General features: G+C 52.3%; 1 protein-coding gene and 1 pseudogene. Both read right to left on the reverse strand.

Going from position 1 to position 2,524, the window contains the following annotated elements:
- Positions 1–157: 157 nt before the first annotated feature.
- Positions 158–2,068: a methyl-accepting chemotaxis protein gene (locus ABY802_RS16565; RefSeq protein ID WP_372628224.1), complete on the reverse strand. Its 1,911-nt coding sequence runs from the start codon at positions 2,066–2,068 to the stop codon at positions 158–160.
- Positions 2,069–2,157: 89 nt separating this feature from the next.
- Positions 2,158–2,524, reverse strand: a pseudogene (locus ABY802_RS16570) (FAD-dependent oxidoreductase); the annotation flags it as partial.

Raw genomic sequence — 2,524 nt, forward strand, 5'->3', positions numbered from 1 at the left:
ACCCGCAGCATTCACTGGTTTTTAGAGCAGGGCTTTGAACTGGTTACGGTTGACGATTTACCCAGCCAGAAAAAGCAATTGTATAATTATCAGCGCCGCTCCAAAATTCTGGCGCTGACTCTGTAAAACCGCGACATCACGCAGCGATAAAAAATCGCTATACGATAAACCGGTCTATCAGCCGGTTTAATTCGACTGACAACTGGCGTAGCTGCACACTGAACTCGGCCAGGGTCGTGGCAGAACGGGTGCTGTCATCTACTAACTGCGCCACACTGTGCACACTTTGTCCCAAATGCTGTACTACCGCCGCTTGCTCGTCGGTAGCCGTCGCCACTTGCCGGTTCAGCTGATCCAGTTCCCGAATACCATCTGCGATATGTTGTAATTCAGCAGTTGCCAGCACCATTGCCTGGGCACTGGCACTGGCTTGCTGCTTGCCTTGCTCAGCCGCATTTACTGCCTGCTGTGACTCACTGTTTAACTGATTAATCATTTGCTGAATTTCATCGGTAGCGCTTGCTGCCCGCTGGGCCAGTTGCCGCACTTCATCCGCCACCACCGCAAAACCCCGGCCATGCTCCCCAGCCCTCGCTGCTTCGATAGCCGCATTTAAGGCCAGCAAGTTGGTTTGCTCCGAAATAGCGCGGATAACATTAAGAATGCCGCCGATCTTGTCGCTGTTTTTAGCGAGGGTGGCCACTACCGCCGCTATATGATCAACTTCCAGGGTAAGTTTTTGCAGGCTCTGGCTGGTGTTACTTATCACTTCAAGCCCGCGGCTGGCATTTTGGTTGGTATGTTCCGCAGTATCGGCTGCTCTAGCCGCATTACCTGCTACGGCACTGATGGTGTTAGACAACTGTTCTATTGCGGTAGCAATCCCGCTTAACCTGTCGCGCTGCTCCTGCGCCAGGTCCCGATTACTATCAGCACTGCTATTAACCTGCACGGCCGACTGCTGCAGTTGCTCACTTTGTTGGTGCAGCTGGCTTACCAAGCCATGAATTTTCGCCACAAAATTGTTAAATCCAGAACCTATCTGGCGCACTTCCAAAGCGCCATCGGCTGGCAAACGCTGCCGTAAATCACCTTCGCCCTCACCAATGTTCTGCAGCGTTTCAGCTACCGAATGTAAACGACGGGTGAGGGAGCTGGCCAATAACCAGGCCAGTAACCCTGCAATCAGCGTGGCCGCCAACCCGGTTAACAGTAACGTATTGCGCAGTTGTTGCACCGGGGCCAGCACTTCTGTCAGCGGCACCTGTGCAACCACCGACCAGACAGTACCCTGCACTGGCACGCTCACCAGCAGTAAATTGTCGGTGACCTGAGTGCGTAATGCCTCTCCCGTTACCAATTGTCCGGTTATGCCGCTGCCGTATAACTGCGACATGGTTTGCTGACCAATCAGACTGGTATTGGGGTGGATCACGATATTGCCATCACCATCGGCCAGATAAGCCAGACCCGTGTCGGCAATCCGTAGCCCGCTGAGATAATCGACCATTTGTTGCAGCGATACCGCTATCCCTGACAAGCCACGACCGTTGAGCTGCTGATAGTTCACAAACATCCGTACCTTACCACCAGGCTCGGTAAACAGGCTGACGTTGGTGGCAGCTCCAGAGTCCCTGAATGCAAAAAACCATCCGTCTTCCTGCTGATTCAGTACCCGTAAAAAACCATCCTGATTCCAGTAACGGCCGGTTTTCCGGTCTGCCCATGACGCCGCGTCCAGGCCAAGCTGATTTTTAACATTGCGAATTTGCTGTAGCAGCAACTCTTCTTCCGGTTTGGTAAAGCCCTGCTCTGCCCACTGTAATATGTAGGGATTCTCTGCCAGCTGTCGGGTGGCCGTGGTCATCTGGCTTACCTGCGCCTCCAGGGTCTGCCCTATCTGCCCAACCACAGCAGGCATTTCATGCTGCAGCATCCGGTTGACCACCAGCTGCTTCGCTTGGCGATAAGCCAGAACACCGCTTAGCACCGAGCTGACTAGTATTAACAGAACCAGCACCAGCACAAATTGCTGCTTTACCGCCATTTTTTTAAAAGATGACAACATGCCTACCTCTTAATGGCCATTTTACTGTCCAAAATCATACTTAATTTAAATGACAATGCGAGTTTTTATCGCGAAATATTATCGTAATACTACCTGGATTTGCTCCCCTCAACCTCTAGCCTAACCTGCTTTGCCAGCGCGCGGGCGGTAGTCCACTTACCGCCCGAAACGGTTAGCAGTTGCCCCTGCCAGTTAAGCTGATACTCGCGGCTCGCTTTGCTGGCATTAGCACTGCCACCCAGCAATGGCCGCACGCCAGCAAAGTCAGCGAGTACATTATCATGCTCTGCTTTGGGCTGAAAATAATGGTTGTACACGTTTAACAGATAGTCTCGTTCTTCGTCAGAACAGGTAATAGGGTCGGTAAGTTGCTGCCGCACTTCGGTCGTACCCAGCAACGTATTGCCCTGATAAGGCAACACAAACACAATACGTGTTTCGCCAGGTACCTCTAGC

Source organism: Arsukibacterium sp. (assembly GCF_041616895.1).
GTDB lineage: Bacteria > Pseudomonadota > Gammaproteobacteria > Enterobacterales > Alteromonadaceae > Alishewanella.